Annotated in this window: 18 protein-coding genes; 7 read left to right on the forward strand and 11 right to left on the reverse strand. The window is 36.1% G+C overall.

What is annotated here, in order from left to right:
- Window positions 1-44: 44 nt before the first annotated feature.
- From OZP13_RS05780 to OZP13_RS05795, 4 genes are all read left to right on the forward strand, one after another.
- The gene (locus OZP13_RS05780; RefSeq protein WP_281298965.1) at window positions 45-2,021 is read left to right on the forward strand and encodes an alpha-ketoacid dehydrogenase subunit alpha/beta; all 1,977 of its coding nucleotides are present in this window, start codon (window positions 45-47) and stop codon (window positions 2,019-2,021) included.
- A 449-nt stretch (window positions 2,022-2,470) separates the two neighbouring features.
- Window positions 2,471-3,229 carry a hypothetical protein gene (locus tag OZP13_RS05785; protein ID WP_281298966.1) on the forward strand — a complete coding sequence of 253 codons (759 nt, stop codon included), beginning with the start codon at window positions 2,471-2,473 and terminating at the stop codon, window positions 3,227-3,229.
- A gap of 205 nt (window positions 3,230-3,434) precedes the next feature.
- Window positions 3,435-3,947, forward strand: coding sequence for a hypothetical protein (locus tag OZP13_RS05790; protein WP_269242903.1), 513 nt, complete (start codon window positions 3,435-3,437; stop codon window positions 3,945-3,947).
- A complete protein-coding gene (locus OZP13_RS05795; RefSeq protein ID WP_281298967.1) occupies window positions 3,947-4,420 on the forward strand; it encodes a helix-turn-helix transcriptional regulator in 474 nt (157 codons plus the stop codon). The genes OZP13_RS05790 and OZP13_RS05795 overlap by 1 nt, the downstream gene beginning before the upstream one ends.
- Before the next feature lie 317 nt (window positions 4,421-4,737).
- On the opposite strand, the gene OZP13_RS05800 is transcribed toward OZP13_RS05795, so the two are convergent.
- The 10 genes from OZP13_RS05800 to OZP13_RS05845 all read right to left on the reverse strand — a co-directional run bounded on the left by OZP13_RS05800 (window position 4,738) and on the right by OZP13_RS05845 (window position 13,264).
- Window positions 4,738-5,373: an NAD(P)H-dependent oxidoreductase gene (locus tag OZP13_RS05800; protein WP_269242905.1), complete on the reverse strand. Its 636-nt coding sequence runs from the start codon at window positions 5,371-5,373 to the stop codon at window positions 4,738-4,740.
- A 13-nt stretch (window positions 5,374-5,386) separates the two neighbouring features.
- Entirely contained in the window at window positions 5,387-5,809 is a 423-nt protein-coding gene (locus OZP13_RS05805) for an organic hydroperoxide resistance protein (RefSeq protein WP_269242906.1), read from the reverse strand.
- Window positions 5,806-6,246, reverse strand: coding sequence for a MarR family winged helix-turn-helix transcriptional regulator (locus OZP13_RS05810; RefSeq protein WP_281298968.1), 441 nt, complete (start codon window positions 6,244-6,246; stop codon window positions 5,806-5,808). The genes OZP13_RS05805 and OZP13_RS05810 overlap by 4 nt, the downstream gene beginning before the upstream one ends.
- 165 nt (window positions 6,247-6,411) lie before the next feature.
- The gene (locus OZP13_RS05815) at window positions 6,412-6,858 is read right to left on the reverse strand and encodes a hypothetical protein (protein WP_281298969.1); all 447 of its coding nucleotides are present in this window, start codon (window positions 6,856-6,858) and stop codon (window positions 6,412-6,414) included.
- A gap of 8 nt (window positions 6,859-6,866) precedes the next feature.
- Complete coding sequence (locus OZP13_RS05820; protein ID WP_281298970.1) at window positions 6,867-7,256, reverse strand: helix-turn-helix domain-containing protein; 390 nt, start codon at window positions 7,254-7,256, stop codon at window positions 6,867-6,869.
- Between the two features lie 6 nt (window positions 7,257-7,262).
- Window positions 7,263-7,721 carry a hypothetical protein gene (locus tag OZP13_RS05825; RefSeq protein ID WP_281298971.1) on the reverse strand — a complete coding sequence of 153 codons (459 nt, stop codon included), beginning with the start codon at window positions 7,719-7,721 and terminating at the stop codon, window positions 7,263-7,265.
- Window positions 7,722-8,331: 610 nt separating this feature from the next.
- The gene (locus OZP13_RS05830; protein ID WP_269242911.1) at window positions 8,332-9,444 is read right to left on the reverse strand and encodes a nucleotidyl transferase AbiEii/AbiGii toxin family protein; all 1,113 of its coding nucleotides are present in this window, start codon (window positions 9,442-9,444) and stop codon (window positions 8,332-8,334) included.
- Window positions 9,441-10,193 (reverse strand): DUF6577 family protein, encoded by a 753-nt coding sequence (locus OZP13_RS05835; RefSeq protein ID WP_281298972.1) that lies wholly within the window; start codon window positions 10,191-10,193, stop codon window positions 9,441-9,443. The genes OZP13_RS05830 and OZP13_RS05835 overlap by 4 nt, the downstream gene beginning before the upstream one ends.
- Window positions 10,194-10,466: 273 nt before the next feature.
- A complete protein-coding gene (locus OZP13_RS05840) occupies window positions 10,467-10,844 on the reverse strand; it encodes a hypothetical protein (protein ID WP_269242914.1) in 378 nt (125 codons plus the stop codon).
- Between the two features lie 164 nt (window positions 10,845-11,008).
- Window positions 11,009-13,264 carry an AAA family ATPase gene (locus OZP13_RS05845; RefSeq protein WP_281298973.1) on the reverse strand — a complete coding sequence of 752 codons (2,256 nt, stop codon included), beginning with the start codon at window positions 13,262-13,264 and terminating at the stop codon, window positions 11,009-11,011.
- Window positions 13,265-13,579: 315 nt separating this feature from the next.
- Between OZP13_RS05845 and OZP13_RS05850 the strand changes: the two genes are divergently transcribed.
- Window positions 13,580-15,322 (forward strand): DUF885 domain-containing protein, encoded by a 1,743-nt coding sequence (locus OZP13_RS05850; protein ID WP_281298974.1) that lies wholly within the window; start codon window positions 13,580-13,582, stop codon window positions 15,320-15,322.
- 107 nt (window positions 15,323-15,429) lie between these two features.
- On the opposite strand, the gene OZP13_RS05855 is transcribed toward OZP13_RS05850, so the two are convergent.
- Complete coding sequence (locus OZP13_RS05855) at window positions 15,430-16,974, reverse strand: hypothetical protein (protein ID WP_281298975.1); 1,545 nt, start codon at window positions 16,972-16,974, stop codon at window positions 15,430-15,432.
- 153 nt (window positions 16,975-17,127) lie between these two features.
- Between OZP13_RS05855 and OZP13_RS05860 the strand changes: the two genes are divergently transcribed.
- Together OZP13_RS05860 and leuB are read left to right on the forward strand one after the other, a co-directional pair.
- Entirely contained in the window at window positions 17,128-18,303 is a 1,176-nt protein-coding gene (locus OZP13_RS05860; protein ID WP_269242920.1) for a 2-isopropylmalate synthase, read from the forward strand.
- A 51-nt stretch (window positions 18,304-18,354) separates the two neighbouring features.
- On the forward strand, window positions 18,355-19,470 hold the full coding sequence (gene leuB, locus OZP13_RS05865; protein ID WP_281298976.1) for a 3-isopropylmalate dehydrogenase: 1,116 nt from the start codon (window positions 18,355-18,357) through the stop codon (window positions 19,468-19,470).
- The last annotated feature ends 44 nt before the right edge of the window (window positions 19,471-19,514 follow it).

Genomic DNA, 19,514 nt, shown 5'->3' on the forward strand with positions numbered 1-19,514 from the left:
GTTATTTTTTCATACTTTTGAACAGCAATCCAAAAAGCTCCTCCATGACTTTTGACAAAAGAAATCTCAGCAACGACCAATTATTGGATTTATACAAAAGGTTACTGTTGCCTCGATTAATCGAAGAAAAAATGTTGATTCTCATCCGACAAGGAAAGGTATCCAAATGGTTTTCCGGAATCGGGCAGGAAGCCATTGCTGTTGGCGTTACGGCAGTTTTGGATACCGACGAATACATTCTTCCCATGCACCGCAACCTAGGTGTTTTCACGGGTCGAAACATTCCACTTTACAGACTTTTTTCGCAATGGCAGGGCAAGGCCAATGGGTTTACCAAAGGTCGTGACCGTAGTTTCCACTTTGGTACCCAACACTACAAGATTATCGGGATGATTTCGCATTTGGGTCCCCAATTGGGCGTTGCCGACGGCATTGCCTTGGCGAATAAACTAAAGCATAACGGAAAAATAACAGCCGTATTTACCGGTGAAGGAGCCACTAGTGAAGGCGATTTTCACGAAGCCTTGAATATTGCGGCCGTTTGGGAATTGCCTGTTATGTTCATCATCGAAAATAACGGTTACGGACTTTCTACTCCCACCAACGAGCAGTTTCGTTGCGAAAACATTGCCGACAAAGGTGTTGGTTACGGTATGGAAAGCCACATTATCGACGGAAACAACATCCTGGAAGTGTACCACAAATTGTCGGAATTGAAGGCTTCGATGGTGGAGCATCCTCGTCCCGTTTTATTGGAATTCAAAACCTTTAGAATGCGGGGTCATGAAGAGGCGAGTGGCACCAAATATGTTCCGCAGGAGTTGATGGATCTATGGGCGACGAAAGATCCGGTGGATAATTACAGAAACTATTTAAAAGAAAACGGCATTCTTTCGGATGATTTTGATGCCTTTTTGCATGCCGAAATCAAGACCGAAATCGACAAGGATTGGGCTATTGCCAATGCCGAATCAGAGATAGAAGCCACTTATAAGGAAGAATTAGATGATGTTTATAAACCTTTTGCCTTTCAAGAAGTTAAAGCTTCTGAAGAAGTCAAAAATATTCGGTTTGTAGATGCTATTTCCAGCAGTTTGAGACAATCGATGGAGCGGCATCCCAACTTGGTTCTTATGGGACAGGACATTGCCGAATATGGCGGTGCCTTCAAGATTACCGACGGCTTTGTGGAGTTGTTTGGCAAAGAGCGGGTTCGGAACACGCCCATTTGCGAAAGTGCCGTGGTTTCGGCCGGAATGGGTTTGTCCATTAACGGGTACAAAGCGATTGTCGAAATGCAGTTTGCCGATTTTGTTTCCACGGGATTCAATCCAATAGTTAATTTGCTGGCCAAATCGCATTACCGTTGGCAAGAAAAAGCCGATGTCGTGGTTCGAATGCCTTGCGGTGCAGGAACACAAGCCGGGCCTTTTCATTCGCAAACCAATGAAGCCTGGTTTACCAAAACACCGGGTTTGAAAGTAGTTTATCCCGCCTTTCCGTATGATGCCAAAGGATTGTTGAACGAATCCATCAACGACCCGAATCCTGTGCTATTTTTTGAACACAAACAATTGTACCGCAGTGTTTACCAAGACGTGCCCACCGATTATTACACGATTCCGTTAGGGAAAGCGGCACTGCTGAAAGAAGGAAATCAAGTCAGCATCATTGCTTATGGCGCAGCCGTGCATTGGGCTTTGGAAACCTTGAGCTTGCATCCCGAAATTTCGGCCGCTGTATTGGATTTGAGAACCCTGCAACCTTTGGACACGGATGCCATTTATGCTTCGGTGAAGAAGACGGGGAGAGTGATTATTTTGCAAGAAGACTCGTTGTTTGGCGGGATTGCCAGCGATATTTCGGCCTTGATTATGGAAAATTGTTTCCATTATCTTGATGCTCCGGTAAAACGCGTGGCGAGCCTGGACAGTCCGATTCCGTTTACCAAAGCCTTGGAAGACCAGTATTTGCCCAAAGGCAGGTTTGAAAAGGAGTTGATGGAGTTGTTAGAGTATTAATGCTTTTACACTAGAATTATTATACCATAAATGAGCCATAGCGATTGTCATGGCTTTTTTTGTGGATAATAGTATTTTTTTATACTTTTTGGGGGTACCACAGACTAGGCTTTGATCGGGAGTTGAGGGGGCTTTGAGGAGGCTTTGCTCCTTATTTTAGTATTATCCAATCAGTTGTTTGGATTTGTCTGGAAGTAAATTACATTTTTCGGGGTCAGATTGGGGGTACCACAGCCCTACTGAATCCCTACTGAATCCATACTCTTGTTATACCCATCCTATACGGTTAAAGCTTAAGCCATAACATCCTGAAATACTTATGTCTACTTATTAAAATAGTCGATTATGTGTGTTTTCAGTTTATTAAGTTATAACAATTTTTGAACCCGCCAAAACCCATTGAATAAATTTTTAAATTTGTGGAGTTTTTATTACTAATTTGAATGATTATGGCAAAAATATTTAGTGACGGAAAAATTCCAAAGCGGTTCGATGGCATGGTTACTTATTGTTTAGAAGGAATTGAGGGTCATATCGTCAAGGAGAAAACCGGCTTTACTACCGAAGCCTTATTGAATGATCCCAAATTAGCCAAGAGCAGGGAAAATGCCAAAGAATTTGGTGCCGTGAGTCCATTGTGCAAAGCCATCAGGATGCTACTTAACGAGGGATTGCCCAAAAGCAAAAATTTGGAGGTTACCAATAGCCTTCATGCGATTATGCGAAAGGTGATGTGTTGTGATACTATCGCCCAGCGAGGCAATCGCTGTTTGAAAAATGGTTTTGCGTCGCCTGGGGGAAAATTTTTGTTTACCGGATATGATTTTAACCCCAGTGGTTTGTTGCGGAATACTTTTAAGGGGAATTATCGTTTTGATGTTGTAAAAAAACAATTGGTGTTTTCCCCTTTCGTAACCAGCGAGGCTTTTGTTTTTCCCGATGGGGCAGATTGTGTTGGTTTGCGATTGGGAGCCTTGCGGTTTGATTTTGATACCTCCGTCGGCTTTATGAAGTTGAGTGATTTGGTTTTGTATGGCTCTGAGAGTCGTATTACGGAAAGTTTAGAGCTATCGATTGAAGATTTTCCGGATGGGGAAGGGGTGGTCTTTTACTTGTTGGAAGTGGCTTTTTTTGTCGAGAATGTCGGAACTTTTATTTCCATTCCTAAAAATGACACCAAGGTTGTTTATGTGCTTGGGGTGGAGTGAGATTAGGATAGTTTTTCTTACTTCATTTCCATAAGCGGTCGAGGTAATGGGTTTAAAATTTATCTGCACGAGCTAAATAAAACGTTTTTCTATTTATTGAAATGGGCACGGAATGCAATTCCGCGCGAACGGATAAAAATAAAAGTTAAAATTATACAATACGTATAATTATTTAGTATATTTGACTAATTAATTTTGGCATGTAATGAATGTAAAAATATTAAAAATTTCAGGGAATATTTTAGTAGGTGCCAAGATTTTAGATTCAAAATCCATACAGACAAATTTGCCTTCCCTAAATGATGGATGGAGATTTAATATTAATAAACACTCGAAAAAGAAGGGTTTTGAAACTTATGTTTTAGTATGTGAAGAAAGTCCGGAAAAAATTGAAGGTTGCTTGATTTTTGAAATGAAGAGCAAAATAGAGCCTTATATGGCTTTTGTTGAAGTGGCTCCCCATAATAGAGGCGCGAATAAAAAATATGATAGAGTAGCAGGCTGTTTAATCGCTTTCGCTTGCAGGTTGAGTTTCAAGAATGGGAAAGGACATTATTTAGGCTATTTAGCATTTGATGTTTTAGAAGAAAGTAAAGCCGATGAAAGAAAATTGATGGCCTTGTATTGCAAGAAATACAATGCCCTAAGATGTGGCGAAACCACCATGATCGTACCTCCTGATGGAGGTGAAAAATTAATTAAGGAGTTTTTAAATTAATGGACATGAAAAATAAAGAAATTGAAGTTGAAAATATTTGGAATGACAAGAAGAAGAGTGAAGTAAAAAAAGTAATCCTATCACATTCTGTCAAACAATCCAAAGAGCAGTTATTAAGGAATCAATTGCTTTCCATCCAGTACAAATTAGAAGATTATATCCAGAATGAAAGTGATGATGTGGAAGTTTTGAAAGTACTTGATTTTGTCAAGATGTATTTGAAAGCACTTAATCTTACCAAGCGAGAACTTGCAACCTATTTTGAAATGAAAGACAGCAATCTTCATAAATACCTTTCAGGTGAAAGAAAGTTAAATGCAAAAGTAGTATTGAAGCTAAGTACTTTTTCGCATACTAAACCCGAGCAATGGTATCGAGTTCAGGTAAAGAATGAGTTAATAGAATTGAATAAAGAAAAAGCAAACGTAGACTATTATAAAAAATATGATTATCGTAATCTAGTAGAGGTATAAAAGATACTGGAAAGAATAATGAAGCTCTCTTTATGAGGGCTTTTTTTATGGATTGTCATCTTGAGTAGCACTTCAAAAGTTTGTGGACACGAGCTAAATAAAACGTTTTTCCATTAATTGGAATGGGCACGGAATGCAATTCCGCGCGAACGGGTTGTTGAGAGGATTTCCCGGTTTTACTTGAATTTGTTGATTATAGCCTCATTGTAAACGTATTGTTTAGTTGGTTAAAAGCCCTCGGTAGTCGTTGAAAATGAGCGCCAAGGGCTTTTACTGATGCAATCTCTTTATTAGTTGAATGTTTGGTATTTGCCTTATTAGTTCAACTCGATCACAAAATCTTTTGTGGGTATTCTTACCTTTTTCATTGGGGCAATCCAGTCTCTTTGCGGGTCGGAAACACCTGCATACATCAGGGAAACGCTTTTCAGTCCGTATTTTTCCAGTTCCAAAACATTGTCCACCACTTTATTGTCGAAACCTTCCACAGGACAAGTGTCCACTTTTAACTCTGCTGCTTGTGCCATTGCCAGTCCTAGAGCAATATAGGTTTGTCTTGCCGTGTGGGCAAAGTTGATTTCGGCAGGTTCCTTGAGGTAAATGTCTTTCAACTTGTCTGTATAACTTTCGAAGCGTCCTCTTGGCAATTCTCTTACGTCGGTGGTAAAGTCGTAAACGCCATCAATTCTTTCGGCCGTATATCTGTTCCAAGCCGCGAATATGATGACGTGGGAACATTCCCTCATACAATCCGGATTCAATGCTCCGGCAGCTAATTTGTCTTTGAGTTCCTGATTTGTGACCACAATTAGTTTAAAGGGTTGCAAGCCCGAGGAAGTAGGAGCCAATCTTGCTGCTTCTATTATTTTATCAATGTTTTCCTGACTTGCTTTTTTTGTTGGATCAAATGCTTTAACCGCGTGTCTCCAGTTTAAATCTTCAATTAATGACATGGTATTTTATTTTTTAATTATTTGAAACGGTTAATTTTACCTCAATATTTCCCCTTGTGGCGTTGGAATAGGGGCAAACTTGATGTGCTTTTTCCATCAATGCCTGCGCTTGTTCCATTGTTGTGGCAGGAATATTGGCGTGCAGTTCGACTGCCAGTCCAAAACCTCCGTTTTCTATTTGGCCGATACTCACTTTGGCGGTAACTGTAGTTTCACCCGTTTGAATTTTTTCGTTCTTGATGACTAGGTTCAAGGCGCTGTCAAAGCAAGCCGAGTAACCCGCTGCAAAAAGCATTTCAGGGTTGGCATAGTCTTCGTTGGCTCCACCCAAAGCTTTTGGATACCTCACCTGCAAATTTATGATGCCGTTTTCGCTTTTTACATGTCCGTTTCTTCCTCCCGTGGCTGTTGCGACAGTTGTATATAATGACTTCATGATTCTTTATTTTGTTTCATTTTGACTAATATATTTTCAATTACATTTTTGAGCATAAGTAAATCTTCTTCTGCAAGATGCATGGATTGCGCGAGTTGTTGGGGAATTCCACTGGCTTTTGTTTGTAATTTTTGTCCCTCATCGGTAGTTGAAATTTTCACAACCCTTTCATCTTTTGCGCTTCTGATTCTGGAAACAAGTTTTTTTTGTTCCAATCTTTTCAACAAAGGAGTTAGCGTTCCGCTATCCAGTTTTAATTTTTCGCCTAATTCCGAAACTGTTTGTTCGCTTTGTTCCCACAATATCAGCATAACCAGATACTGCGGATAGGTTAGTCCCATTTCCTCGAGGAAAGGACGGTAGCGGTTGACAATTTCTTTTGCCAGACTGTATACCGGAAAACATACCTGATTGGTTAATTTCAATTTATTTTCCATTGCATTGATGATTTAATATTGCAAATGTAGTGCAAGATTAAATTGCGCACAACTTAATTGGGTCAATTAATAAAAATTTAACTTTTACAGATTCGTTTTTGACTCGTACAAAGAGAGACGTTCAAGACTTCGAATCGTTATACAAAAAAATTAATGATTTTTGATTTATCGTTTGCTGTTTAGTAATTCCGGAACTGAAATTACCGGTAAAATTACGCTATTCAAAATTGTATCTTTCCAAGTTGAAAATAACATGCCCCTGATGGTTGAGTAACAAATTCCGAGCAAGGTTGCTACAAAAATGCCATTAAAAACGGGCTTTTCGTTCATGATTTGATAATGATTTTTCAAATCATCTATTTGAAACAGAAAATCAACTTCATAGTTCCCACCCTGGTTTATTTCTTTTCCATCGATGGCCCCCTTCATATCTACAAATAAGCGGATTTTGCCTATTTCTTTCTCTAAATTGTGCATCATATTGTAGCTGACACTAAAATTATAAACAGGATTTTTTGAAAGTTTATCCTGCATTATAATTGTATCTTCTTTTATCCATTTTATTTGATTCAAATGGATTTTTTCGGGTATTATTTGATTAGAATCTGCCATCAAATTAATTAAGAAGCTTTTTTGTCCATATCTAAATTTGAAAACACTGCTGATTCCTCGAGTGCCATTTCTTCTTCCACTTCCTGATCTTTCACCAATACTTTGAAATATACGTATTCTTTTTGAGCTTCAATATGGATGATATCGGTTCCCAAAACTGTTTCAATTTTGGTAATCGTTTTAGTGGTAAAAGTGTGAGTTCCTGTCAACCATTTACTGATTTCAGAAGCTTTTTTGTTTAATAAACGCGCTAAATCTGCTGGTTTTAGATTGCGTTCTACCAGCAACTCGTGGATCTTGTTTGCAATGGCAAGGTTTTTCTCCACTAATTTTGTAATTTCAGGATTGCCATTTTTCTCTAACCAAGTATCAATTATGTTGTTTTCCGGGAATTTCATAGTTTATTACAATTGTATTTTAAAATCATCATCACATTCGATTTCTGTAAAATCATCGTTCCAAACGATGTCGTTATTTTTAAAAGCGTTGTCGATGGATTTTGTTATTTGGTTTGCCAATTTGAAATGTGTTTTAACATTAGGACAATCTTGTGGATATTGTGTAGTTTTTATATCACCATTAAACAAGAACACAACATTTTCATTTGCACGCAAGCAGTATAAACGAATGTTGTTTGCTTTAATCTTACCCGACTCCGTATAGTGAGGTTTTCGCTCTTTGCCTTTGGGCGGAAGTGCCGATGCATCAGCAGTTTCACCTTCGGGTCTAAATAAATGCGCTTGTGCACCATATTTATTACCTATTGCTTTTAACCAATCCAAAATATGATTTAATTTCTCTTTATTAGCAATCGTATGATGAGCGACAAACTCCTCAAAAAGAGAAGTTTCATTGTCTTCCATACAAACAGAATAATAAGAAACCTTATTATATTGTACTATTGGTTTTATATGTGCAAAAGTATTCACTTATAAGTTAGTTTCCAAATTGCTGTTCACTTTTAAGTTAAGTTTATTGAATTAACCTGATAAATATATTAATTTTTATACAATTTATCTCATAAAGTTTTAAAAAAATCAACTCAAGGGGAAGATTTAGGCAACAGCGCACGGAATGTAATTCCCCCCTCTTTCACCAGCTTTTTCAAGTTGACCGACTTGTCCTTGTACGGTTTTGACAGCCGTATTACGGAAAGTTTGCAGCTATCGATTGAAGATTTTCCGGATGGGGAAGGGGTGGTCTTTATACTTGTTGGAAGTGGCTTTTTTTGTCGAGAATGCCGGGACTTTTATTTCCATTCCTAAAAAGATACCAAGGTTGTTTTTGTACTAGTTTTTTATTTTTAGGGAACCACGCTGTTTATATCTGTTTGGAAAGATTGTAAGTTTGGTTTGTGTTTATTACTTTCGTCGGAATATCTATTTATTAATTTTTAATTTATTGTTTGCCAATAGCTGAATGATAAATTTTAAATTTCTGCAACTTTTACGGGCAATTGAACACCAGTTGGAATTAAGAAATTAATTCAATAGTTTTTTTCCAATAGAAAAGCGCTTCTCCTTTTGCAACAAACTTTAATTTTTTGTTCAGGAAGTTATAATCAGGATGTTCTATTAATGCAAGATGCCCTGCATTTTTATCGTTAAATCGGATGATTTTAGTTTTCGATTTTGATAAAACATTTGCTGCAAGAAAAGCGGCTTTTGCACTTGCCAATTGAGCATCCTCTATCCTAAAAGCTCCGCTGTAAACAAAATGATTAAATTGATTGATTCCTCTTATTAATTCGGCATAATTATTTTTATCCTTTTCATTAAGCTGATTTTCTCTCTTTGCTATTAACAAACTGGTTTCAATAATGTCGTTCAAAATAGTTTCGACGGAATTAATTTCTTGTTCTTTTCGATATTCTATTTCTTTCAGCGCTATTGCAATAAAGGAGCTTTCGAAAACTTCAAAATCATCTATATAATCAAATAAACATCCGATATCAAAGAGTTGTTTGATAATTTCTTTTTCTTTGTCTTTACCGTATGGAATGCCTGTCGTGTTAGGTGCATACGCTGTTAATTTATCTCCAGCAATGGCGTTAATATCAGGAACTAAAACTGTTATTTCTTCATTTATGTGTGCTAACCAATCGGTTTTTATTGGAACTTCAATTAATTTTGGATAATGGTTTTCTGAAAATAAAATATCCAAAAGTATTTCTCTTTCCGGATTGCCTACTTTTTCATTTTCTCTTGATAATGTTGGTACAGAAGATTTGTATTTGAAGCTATAATGTGCTTTAGGAATGCCCTCTTTGTAACTTCGTTTTTCATCTAAAGTACAACTCGAAAAAGTTTCCTCTTTTAGAATTATTGAAAGATACTTTTCGATTTCGTCTTTTGTGATTTCCGGATTTACAATAATGTCTATATCAACTGAAAAACGACTTGGATTTTCTAAAAGCAATATTAAACTTGTTCCTCCTTTGAAAATAAAGTCAAGTTTCGATAATTTAAGCTGTTCGAGCAAATACAAAGCATAAATCATACTTTCCATTATGCTTGGGTCTTTTTTTGAAACCAGTATTCTTTTTTGTTCTATCCAATCCTTTGAGAGTGATTTTTTATCGATCATTTGGCATACGTATTTTGAATATCAGTTTTAGTTTCCAAGAAATCAATTAGTTCCTTTTTTTTATTTCTTCTGGAGGCATAACTTAACATTTTCGAAAAATCTAAAATGTATTTATCGTATGCTTTATTAAAAATATGTATTAATTCGGTTCCTTGATAGGTACTGAACAGGTTTTTATTGGAATAAATATCGACCAAAAGTTTTTCCAAAGTCGTCGTTGTCGTTTTTGAAACCAACTGTGTTGGTGATTTTGTAACCAATGATTGCACAATTATTGCATTTTCTAAAGAAGCTATATAATGCTGTATTTCTTTTTCACCAGGTTGAAAAAAAAGATTTTTATGGCCTTCATTTTTCAAGAAATTAAAAACCAATTCTATTGCTTCGTTCTCCACTTCAATGATTGTTAAAGATTTTTTTGGAATGTGAAGCATCAATTCATTAACTATATTCGTATTCCAAATACAACCCTTCAACATTGGAAACTGTCTGGAAATAGTACTAAATATTTTTTCTTCTTTTGCAGCAATAGCAGGATAAAATTCCGACTTACTCGAAAGTGTATATATACTTCTAGCCACAGTATTGATTACTTTTTGTTGCTTTAAATTGTATATTCTCCACCTGAAAGTAGTTTCTTTTAACTCTTTATCGAATTGTAAATAAAAGGCATATAAATCCCCTCTCGAAAACGTATCATAGTCCTTGAAAAACAAGTTTAGTTCTTTTATTTTAAACGATTTGTCCAATGTTTTGATTTTAGATATATACAAATGTAACAAAAAACTAATACTAGACAAAATATTTGGTTTAGTGTCTAATGTTTGAAAACTAATTTTGGACAGTTAAGTGGATTTAGTGGCAAATATTTGATTCAATATTTAAAAACCTCGATAAAAACAAAATCTCAAAAATGTCAACTAATACGAAGCTTTAGAGAATATGTTTTTGAAAAAACAGGATTAAACCGTGGCGATTATCTTTCCTTAAAAGCGAATCTAAAACAAGCTCTATTTTCAGTCTTAATTTAACTTATAAATTTCTTCGTAAGTCACATAGTTTTTTCTGCTGATTGTAAACATTTGTTTTCCATTTTCGTCCAATATCAGTCCAACACTTTCATCCTTTTTTGGGAAGAATATTTGATATCCTCGTCCGTCGTTTAAAAGGATTCCATAAGTTTCAATAGCGTTTTCGGACTTAATTGAATTTTGAGTGTATTGATACTTGTTGGATTTACCAGTACTGTCCTTAATAGAAAAATTTGTTGGTGAAAAAGTAATTTCAAATTTCGCTCCATTCGAATCTAGCGCTTTCCATTTTCCCTGATAACTGTCTGATCCTTCACACGAATAAAGAATAAAAAGGAAGAAGACAAAAAGGCTATAGAATTTTTTCATAAAATATTAGGTTTTAGATTATATACAATGTTCTGGAATATAGTGGTTTTTGAATTAAATTGAGTTCATTCTTCGGATTTGCCTAAACATCCCGAATACAAAACCAACTTTCCATTAAGCCAATTGCCCAAATCCGTTGTAGTAGCTGTTATGCCTTCGTGCTTTTATATAATTTCTAAACATTCAAAAAAGTCTCTTAAAATTGACGCATGATCACCTTCTGATGGTTGTGCATTATTGTCATGTAATTCAATATTTAAGTCGTTACATAATCTTAAAAGTTTACTGTAATCTGATTGTGAGTATTTGCTCTCTAAAGTAGTGGTAAAAGTTCTAACACTTTTTCTTTGTTTAATAGCTTCTTCTAAAATGAAAGAATATTTTCTTTTAAAAATGTTTTCAAGTACAATTCTGCAATCTCCGTCATATTTTTCATTAAATGAGCGACTTATGTGAATTTCTTTAAGACGTTTTATTTTTGCAAGTATTTGGTCGTCAGGAAATTCTTCATCAATGTTGCAATGTTTTATTGTACTTGTATTTATTCCATTTATAAATCCATCAAACTCTATTTTTAAAGTATGAGGTTGTATAAATGATTTAAGATAGATTTCTCTGTAAAATGTTTTTTCGTGAGTTAAAATTATTTTTTGCAAGGGAATTTTAACAACTATACCATCGTTGAATTGAATATCAGCCAAAAGTTGAATTGTGTCTCTTTTTCTCTCTTCGTCAAACGATGAGAAAGGATCATCAAAAACCAAAATTTTATTATCTAATTCATTGTCATGACCTAATAACGATAGAAAGAAAGCAAAGGCTAGTGCTCGTTTGTCACTTTCACTCAATGAGTTTTTAAAGTTAGGGATCTCATCATCGCTGGAATCAAGTTTAACTTGATGAGAATTATAAAATTTAATTGAGAATAATTTTTCATCAGAACCTTTAAGTTTTTTGATTGGTAATAAATCATCAATCATAAAATTGGCACCCATTCTATGTAAATAGTCGTTTATAGATGATTTATGTTTATCAAAAATCTCAAGTGAATAAACCTCTAAATCTTTTCTTTTTGATTCTCTTAATACGCGTTTCTTTTCAAATTCCTCATTAATTTCATGATAATCTTTGCAGATATTTTTATATGCATCTTGGATCCTCTTTTTACTTAATTCTAAAGATTTAATCTGAGTTAAGATTTCTGACAAACTAATTGTTGAATTGTTTTTTGGAAAGTATTTTTCAATTATGCGTTGAATTTCTATTGTCAGTTGCTTTAGACCATCAATAATTGATTCTGAATAATTTTTCAAAGGAATGAAGTATAAGTCATTCGACTTTAATCTTAAATCTTCTATCAACCATATATATTCTGAAGTTATTTCCGCAAAAAAAACTGAATTTAGTTCAGTTTTAAGTGAATATTTTTCGATGTCTAAAAGGAATTTTCCAATTTGACCTTCTAAATTTGTTTTATCTATTTGTCCTTTTATTGTTAGAACTTGATTTTGTATTTGTTGATATTCACCTTTAAAAAATCCTTCGTAAGTTTTTATTAAATTTAGCTCACTTTCGCCTAAATTTTGCCCGCAGAAAACGCAAGATTTTTTATCATCTTTAGTTAATTCGAGCCCTTGTTTCAAAAAATCTTTACTTGCTTTGTGGCTTTTCCAATGATTTTTTATGTGTTGTTCAATTTCTTGATGATTAAAATTTATTGTTTTTTGAAGAACATTGTTTATATCTAAATTTATTATACTTTGAAAATAAGACAAATGATTGTCAAGAGCTTTTGTAATAACTTCTTTATTCTTTGCTCTTTCATATTCTTCTTTCTTAGACAAGATTTGTTCATCAAGTTCACTTAATTCTGGTAATGCACAAAACTTTTCAATCGTGATATTTTCAAATTCTGATGATGGCAAAAGCTTATTAAAATCAGAAGTTAATTTTCTTTTCCTTTCAGTTAATTCAGTTAATTCATTTTGTAGATTTTGTATAGCAATATTTAAATCTAATCCTTTAGCACCAATAATAATTTGGTTTAAGCTCTTTTGATTATCAAAAGTAATTTGTTCTCCTTGAAAAACGTTTTCTGAAATGAATTGGGTATCGAAAATTAAAATATTAGGTTTTCCTTCTGACCACTTATGACTATTGAAGTCAATAAGTTCTCTGTTTGTTCCGTCAGTAAATCTAATCTTGATTGCGGGTTGATTTGTACTTCCAAAAGTTTTTTTTCCTTCTATTATTTTCTTATTACCAGTTTGTAAAGAACGGAATATAGAAGTTAATGTACTTTTTCCTAAAGTGTTTTTACCATAAATAATTGTGTTGTCATTGAATTGACATCCAGCTATTTCACAATTATTAAATTTTCCAATATTTTTTATGTGCTGAATAGCTTCAATTTTCTTCATTTAGGTTTTGTTTGTTTAGCATGAGGCATAACTTACATATAGTCGAAATAGACTTTCGTATATACACCCCAAATCGAGGAGATTGGCGAAGGTTTGTTTCGCTTTATTGGTTAATCAAATATATACAATTTTGATTGCAAACTACTAAAATAAATATTTTATTTCTTACAAAATTTTCAACATCAAACGCCAAAAAAATCCTAGCTGCTGGAGTAATCAGGAATTCATTTTGTTTGAAAAGTATTCCTTTGACTTACCGTCATTCCAATAAAATAATGCTTATTTTTATGCCTAAAATAAAAACCAAACCATAATATGAAAAAATTAATTTTACCCATTTTGTTGCTTGTCTTTCTTTCTTCCTGCAACAAGAGTATAAAATCAGCCGATGGGGGAGACGACAACAAGAAATTTGATCAATACAAAGATCGTTTCATCAACTCTTTTTGGGAATTGAATCCCGATTGGGCGGCCAGCCTTGGGAATCATAAATTGGATAGCGTCTTAGTTGTTCCCGATTCCCATTTTATCAAAAAATCGCTGGATTTTGCCAACGCCAACTTGGATTCGTTGCAAAATTATAGTGTGGAAAATCTTTCGGACAACAACAAAACCGATTTCTACATGATCCAGAACCAATTGGAAAGCACGGTTTTCTCCGCCAATGAAATGAAATCTTATGAATGGAATCCTGCGGAATACAATGTTTGCGGGGCTTTTGCCGAAATTCTCAACGGGAATTATGATTCGATCGACAATAGACTGCGCAACTTCAGTTTGAAGATGAAGAATATCCCGGCCTATTATGAAGCCGCCAAAAAGAACATCAAGAATCCTACTTTGGAACATACCCAATTGGCCATTGAACAGAATTTAGGTGGTGCATCCGTTTTTGAAACCGACTTGGTTGCCGCCTTGGCCAAAAGCCAATTGTCGGAAGCCGAGAAAAAAACGATTTTGGACCAATCCAAAGTGGCCGTTGCTGCCATCAAATCGTATGCCGATTGGTTGAAAAAATTGGACAACAAAAGCCCGCGTTCTTTCCGTTTGGGCTCCGAATTGTATGCCAAAAAATTCAATTTCGACATTCAATCCGCTTACACTGCGGATGAAATGTATGAAAAAGCCGTGGCACACAAGAAAGAATTGCACGACGAAATGTTTGTGCTTGCCAACAAATTGTGGACAAAATATATGGGTTCGGCTCCTAAACCCACGGATAAATTGGAACTTATCAAGCAAGTCATCGACAAAGTTTCGTTGCAGCACACCACCCCAGAAAAATTTCAATCGGAAATAGAGAAACAAATTCCGGAATTGACCGCTTACGTAAAAGCCAAAGATTTGCTTTACATCGATCCATCGAAACCGCTTGTTGTCCGCAAAGAGCCCGCGTATATGGCCGGAGTTGCCGGTGCTTCCATTTCGGCTGCCGGACCGTATGACAAGAATGGCAATACTTACTATAATGTGGGCAGCATGCAAGGCTGGACTGCCGAAAGAGCCGAAAGTTATTTGAGGGAATACAATGATTACATCTTGCAGATTTTGAACATCCACGAAGCCGTTCCCGGACATTACACGCAATTGGTGTACAGCAACCAATCACCAAGCATCATCAAATCCGTTTTTGGAAATGGTGCCATGGTAGAAGGTTGGGCGGTCTATGCCGAGCGAATGATGCTGGAAAGTGGTTATAAAAATTCGGATGAAATGTGGTTGATGTATTATAAATTTCATTTGCGTGCAACCATCAACACCATTTTGGACATCAGCGTCCACACCCGAAACATGGCCAAAGAGGATGCCATTACCATGATGACCCGAGAAGGATTCCAGCAACAAGCCGAAGCTGACGGCAAATGGAAACGCGCTACCTTGAGCCAAGTGCAGTTGTGTTCGTATTACACGGGTTTCAACGAAATCTATGAATTGAGGGAATTGTTGAAGGAAAAAGAGGGAGCTAAATTCAACTTGAAAGCCTTTCACGAAAAATTCTTGAGCTATGGCAGTGCTCCGGTTAAATACATCAAGGAATTGATGTTGGCGAAGGAGTAAACTAAAATTAAGGACAAAAAATTACCGCAGATTCGCAGATTATATTTTATGTATAAATTGTGAATTTGCGGTATTTTTTTATGGTTTAAACAGAATGACATCTAGAGTTATCTATTGCTCAACTTCGCTTTTTCCTTGATGATGTCGCTGATTTTGCGGTTTTCGATTTTGCTTTCCAGCCACGAAATGATGTCGAGGTAGAGGAAAGCCCTTTTTTCGTAGGTGTTTTTTTCGAGTTCGACAAAGCGTTCTTTTACCTTAATGAATTCTTTTTTGATGTCGCTTGGATAAATGGTGTTCAATTTTTTCAAAAAGCGGATGATTTCTTTTTGCACTTCATGCAAATCATTCATTTTTATCAAAAACTTGTAGGTGCTTATCAACTGGTTTTCCAAGTTGAAGTCCTTGCCGGATTCATAATGGGCAATCAAGCACAATAATCGAGCAAAACAAGCCAAGTCTTCCCGAACATAGAGGTTTTTGTTGTTGATGATTTTTTCCAGATAAAATATGCATTCGTTGTATTTTTCGTTGCCAAAATAAATACTGGCAATCTTGTAGTAAAACAACATTTCGTGATGTTCGTCCAAATGTTCGCTATGGAGTTTTATCTTTTCCAGAATTTCGGGAATCAGGTATTCGCTTTCGGCAAAAGTCCCTTCGAGAATGTGGTAATTCAGTTTGTTGTTGTACAAATACAGGAACGACAGCGAGGTGATGTTGTCGTTTACGGGAAATTGCGGATCGTTAATGGTTTCTTCCAGCATTTCCAGATATTTCTTGAAATTGGTCTTGTATTTCAACATAAACAAGGATTCCAATAAATAATGGTTTCCTTTGAGGAAAAACACGGGATTGAGGTAAATCATGTTCCTGTTGTCGTAAAAAAGAGTCACCCATTTGTGTGAATATTTATAACACGACAAGAAATCCTGAACCAGAAAACTACGCCACAAACAAGCATTGTAATACCAGTATCTTTCCCGGAACCCAAACTTTTTCTCGTCGAATTTAGAAATGTGTTTGTTGAAATAATTATCGATGTATTTGTACTCTTCATCACTTTTTACATAACCGGTTTTCAGCATGATGCCGTACAATTGCAGCGAAAGATTCGACAATTTGCTTGAAATGGTGTTTTTGTAATTGAGTTCCTTGGCTTGAATGACCAATTCGTCGGCGCGACCTTGAATACTTCGGGTGATGTATTGGGATTCGATTAGTTTTTCGAATTCCACAATCTCGTAAGCCATATACTTCTCGTCATTTTCCAAAGCTTGTTGTTTGGTTTTGTCCAAGATTTTCAAGCTTTGCTTGTACAAGCCCTTGTTGTAAAGGATGGCAGCGAAATCAATTTGTTCCCTTAATTGGTAGCGAATGTTTTGGCTGGGAATATTCAACCGGATGCTGACCAATATTTGTTTGTACAAATAGGATTTCAGGTTGGATAATTGCACCTTTTTGATGACTCCGCTTTTCAATATCGTTTTTTCGTCATAGACTTCGGATTTGTCCAAAATGTTGAATAATTCGATAAATTTTGTGTTGGAACTGGTTTCGAGTCGGCTCGCAAAAATCTTGAATTGTCTTTTTTCCGATTTCGAAAGCGATTTTATCAGTACAAATAAAGAATCTTTTTGATGGTTAGCCATTGTAAAATATAGTAATATAACTTATTGTTTTTAAAGGTGTTACAAAGTTTTTATTTGCTTTATAAACAGTATAATCCATAAAAATGAATTTTATATTCAAGTAATCAATTCTATTTTTGTTTGAAGATGTGAAATTACATTAAATATTTTAAAATGAATAGAGAGAAAGTCCAAATTTTTGATACCACCTTAAGAGATGGTGAGCAAGTCCCAGGATGCAAATTAGATACCCATCAAAAACTCGTCATTGCAAATAGATTGGACGAAATGGGAGTCGATGTAATTGAAGCCGGTTTTCCTGTTTCGAGTCCCGGAGATTTTTTGTCCGTTTCTGAAATAAGCAAAATTGTAAAAAATGCCACTGTTTGTGGTCTTACCAGAGCGGTTAAAAATGATATCGACGTGGCTGCGGCGGCTTTGAAAAACGCCAAGAAACCTCGTATCCATACCGGAATTGGAACCTCAAATTCACACATCGTACACAAACTCAACACCACGAGAGAAGATATTATTGTGCGAGCAAAATATGCCGTTTCTTATGCCAAATCTTATGTTGAAGACGTAGAGTTTTATGCAGAAGATGCCGGAAGAACCGAGAATGATTTCTTGGCTCGAGTCTGTGAGGAAGTGATAAAATCAGGAGCCACGGTATTGAATATTCCAGACACGACAGGATACTGTTTGCCAGAAGAATATGGTGCCAAAATAAAATACTTGAAAGAAAACGTAAAAGGAATTGAAAACGTGATTATTTCATGTCATTGCCACAACGATTTGGGTATGGCTACCGCCAATTCGATTGCAGGTGTAATCAATGGTGCTAGACAAATAGAATGTACCATCAACGGAATAGGGGAAAGAGCAGGAAACACGGCACTTGAAGAAGTAGTCATGATTCTTAGACAGCACCCGTATTTGAATTTAGATACTAATATCAATGCCAGACAGCTTAACGAAATGAGTCGTTTGGTTTCAGATAGCATGGGAATGATTGTGCAACCCAACAAAGCCATTGTGGGAGCCAACGCTTTTTCGCACAGTTCCGGAATTCACCAAGACGGTGTCATCAAAAACAGGGAAACCTATGAAATCATGGATCCTTTGGAAGTAGGAGTCAATGAATCTTCCATCATTCTTACGGCAAGAAGCGGTAGGGCAGCCTTGGCTTACAGAGCCAAAAAAGTAGGTTATGAATTGACCAAAGTACAATTGGACATCGTATATGTAGAGTTCTTGAAATTTGCCGACATTAAAAAAGAAGTGTTAGACTCTGATATTCATCAAATTATTGAAGCTTGCAAAATTGGAAGCGACTTAATAAGAAATTAACTAGAATCAGCTCCTGATGTTTAGTAACTTTGGACGGTAAATAAAGACAAAATGAATTTAAAAATAGCAGTACTTTCAGGAGATGGCATTGGTCCAGAAGTGACTTTGCAGGCCAAAAAAGCCTTGTATGCTATTGGCGTGGTTTACAATCACGAATTTGTTTTTGAAGATGCCTACATTGGAGCCATTGCCATCGAAAAAACTGGAAAACCGCTTCCGGAACAAACCTTGAATTTGTGTAGAAACACCGATTCGATTTTGTTTGGAGCCATTGGAGACCCGAAATACGACAATGATCCGAATGCCAAAGTGCGTCCCGAGCAAGGATTACTCAAGCTTCGCAAAGAATTGGGTTTGTTTGCCAATATTAGACCCATCAAAGCCTATCCCAAATTAATGGGTTCGTCCCCGATAAAGAAAGAAGTTTTGCAAGGAACGGATTTCGTGGTGTACCGGGAATTGAACGGGGGAATGTATTTTGGAGAAAAAACAACAAACGAAGCAGGAACTTATGCTTCGGATTTGTGTGAATACAATGAAGACGAGATTGCAAAAATTGCCCATTTAGCCTTCAAGGCAGCACAATCCAGACGCAAAAAAGTGACCTTGGTGGACAAAGCCAACGTGATGGAAACCTCCCGTTTGTGGCGAAGAGTCGTTACCGAAATTGCCAAGGAATACCCAGAGGTAACTTTAGAATGTTTGTATGTGGACAATGCCGCGATGCAAATCATAGTAAATCCAAGACAGTTTGACATTTTGCTGACCGATAATTTATTTGGTGATATTTTGTCTGACGAGGCCAGCGTTATTTCGGGTTCCATCGGATTGATGTCATCGGCATCCATTGGAGACAGCCATTCGTTATTCGAACCGATTCACGGTTGTTACACCGAAGCGAAAGACAAAAACATTGCCAATCCAATCGCATCGATACTGTCTGTAGCCTTGTTGTTGGAACATTTTGGACTGATTACCGAATCCAAGAAAGTCATTGCAGCGGTAGAGAAAGCCATTCTCAGCAATGTCGTCACCGTGGATTTGAAAGTAGATTCGCAATTCGGTACCAATGAAGTAGGGGATTTTATTTCGAATTGTATCCTGAACGAAGGCGATTCTTATTTCAAGAAGGATTTTGTTCAAATAGGACAATCCACGATAGTATAATTAAACACACAAAATTTAGGTTTCAACGAAACTAAATAAAAATA

This window comes from Flavobacterium limnophilum (assembly GCF_027111315.2).
In the GTDB taxonomy this organism is placed as follows: Bacteria; Bacteroidota; Bacteroidia; order Flavobacteriales; family Flavobacteriaceae; genus Flavobacterium; species Flavobacterium limnophilum.

Coding starts and splice junctions, on each gene's coding strand:
- leuB (WP_281298976.1), top strand. CDS start 18,355: ATGAATTTAAAAATAGCAGTACTTTCAGGAGATGGCATTGGTCCAGAA.
- OZP13_RS05855 (WP_281298975.1), bottom strand. CDS start 16,974: ATGGCTAACCATCAAAAAGATTCTTTATTTGTACTGATAAAATCGCTT.
- OZP13_RS05830 (WP_269242911.1), bottom strand. CDS start 9,444: ATGATCGATAAAAAATCACTCTCAAAGGATTGGATAGAACAAAAAAGA.
- OZP13_RS05810 (WP_281298968.1), bottom strand. CDS start 6,246: ATGGAAAATAAATTGAAATTAACCAATCAGGTATGTTTTCCGGTATAC.
- OZP13_RS05790 (WP_269242903.1), top strand. CDS start 3,435: ATGAATGTAAAAATATTAAAAATTTCAGGGAATATTTTAGTAGGTGCC.
- OZP13_RS05820 (WP_281298970.1), bottom strand. CDS start 7,256: ATGAAATTCCCGGAAAACAACATAATTGATACTTGGTTAGAGAAAAAT.
- OZP13_RS05815 (WP_281298969.1), bottom strand. CDS start 6,858: ATGGCAGATTCTAATCAAATAATACCCGAAAAAATCCATTTGAATCAA.
- OZP13_RS05785 (WP_281298966.1), top strand. CDS start 2,471: ATGGCAAAAATATTTAGTGACGGAAAAATTCCAAAGCGGTTCGATGGC.
- OZP13_RS05840 (WP_269242914.1), bottom strand. CDS start 10,844: ATGAAAAAATTCTATAGCCTTTTTGTCTTCTTCCTTTTTATTCTTTAT.
- OZP13_RS05825 (WP_281298971.1), bottom strand. CDS start 7,721: ATGGAAGACAATGAAACTTCTCTTTTTGAGGAGTTTGTCGCTCATCAT.
- OZP13_RS05860 (WP_269242920.1), top strand. CDS start 17,128: ATGAATAGAGAGAAAGTCCAAATTTTTGATACCACCTTAAGAGATGGT.
- OZP13_RS05780 (WP_281298965.1), top strand. CDS start 45: ATGACTTTTGACAAAAGAAATCTCAGCAACGACCAATTATTGGATTTA.
- OZP13_RS05795 (WP_281298967.1), top strand. CDS start 3,947: ATGGACATGAAAAATAAAGAAATTGAAGTTGAAAATATTTGGAATGAC.
- OZP13_RS05800 (WP_269242905.1), bottom strand. CDS start 5,373: ATGTCATTAATTGAAGATTTAAACTGGAGACACGCGGTTAAAGCATTT.
- OZP13_RS05850 (WP_281298974.1), top strand. CDS start 13,580: ATGAAAAAATTAATTTTACCCATTTTGTTGCTTGTCTTTCTTTCTTCC.
- OZP13_RS05805 (WP_269242906.1), bottom strand. CDS start 5,809: ATGAAGTCATTATATACAACTGTCGCAACAGCCACGGGAGGAAGAAAC.
- OZP13_RS05845 (WP_281298973.1), bottom strand. CDS start 13,264: ATGAAGAAAATTGAAGCTATTCAGCACATAAAAAATATTGGAAAATTT.